This window comes from Streptomyces otsuchiensis, assembly GCF_004305975.1.
GTDB lineage: Bacteria > Actinomycetota > Actinomycetes > Streptomycetales > Streptomycetaceae > Streptomyces > Streptomyces otsuchiensis.
Window position 1 is genome coordinate 1 of record NZ_BHZI01000553.1, and the last position, 981, is coordinate 981.

Sequence of the window (981 nt, forward strand, 5' to 3'; positions counted from 1 at the left end):
GGCCGGGAGGGGTCAGGAGATGCCGAACTCCCTGCCGAGCATGGCGACGAGTTCCTCGGCGGAGGCGTCGGCGAGTTGCCCGCCGATGCCGCCCGCGCCGTTCTCCGCGCGGTCGGGGGTCTCCAGCCGGGTGGCGAGGGCCCGCAGCCGGGCCGCCGTCGCCGTGCGGTCCTCCTGGGCCAGGTCGACGGCGACGAGCGCGCTGTCGAGCCGGTCCAGCTGGGTGAGTACCGAGGCGGCGGTGCCGGGGGCGTCGGCGCCGAGGCCGTCGAGGAGGTGGACGGCGACGGCGCGCGGCGTGGGATGGTCGAAGGTGACGGTCACCGGGAGAGTGAGTCCGGTGGCGGCACCGAGGCGGTTGCGCAGTTCGACGGCGGTGAGCGAGTCGAAGCCGAGGTCGGTGAACGGCTGGTCGGCAGGGACCCGGCCGGGGTCGGTGTGACCGAGGACCGCGCAGGCGGCGGAGACGACGATCTCGGTGACCCGCTCCAGACGTTCCTCGGCGGACAGCCCGGAGAGGGTGGCCTTCAGTCCGGCGGTGTCGGCCCGTGGCGCGGCGGCGGTGACGACGCGGCGGGCGGAGGGGCGTTCCAGGCCGCGCAGCAGCGGCGGCAGTGGCCTGGGCAGCCGGCCGGTGTCGATGGTCAGGGGCAGCAGCTGGGGTGCGGGACGGGTGAGCGCGGTGTCGAAGAGTGCGAGGGCGCGGTCGGTGGGCAGCGGCGGGAAGCCGCTCTCGGCGAGCCGTCGTACCTCCTGCTCGGTGAGCCGCCCGGCCATGCCGGTTCCGTCCCACAGGCCCCAGGCGAGGGCCTGTCCGGCGAGGCCCTGGCGGGCCCGTTCGGCGGCGAGGGCGTCGACGGCGGCGTTGGCCGCGGCGTAGGCGGCCTGCCCGGGGGCGCCGAACACACCGGCGGCGGAGGAGAAGAGGACGAAGGCGGCGAGGTCGAGGTGGCGGGTGAGGTCGTGGAGGTGGCGGGCGGC

1 protein-coding gene is annotated in these 981 nt (G+C 76.5%); it reads right to left on the reverse strand.

Annotated features, from left to right (window positions below):
* Nucleotides 1-12: 12 nt before the first annotated feature.
* Nucleotides 13-981 (reverse strand): beta-ketoacyl reductase (locus E0D90_RS25800; RefSeq protein WP_130800319.1); only part of this gene is annotated, 969 nt, incomplete at its 5' end.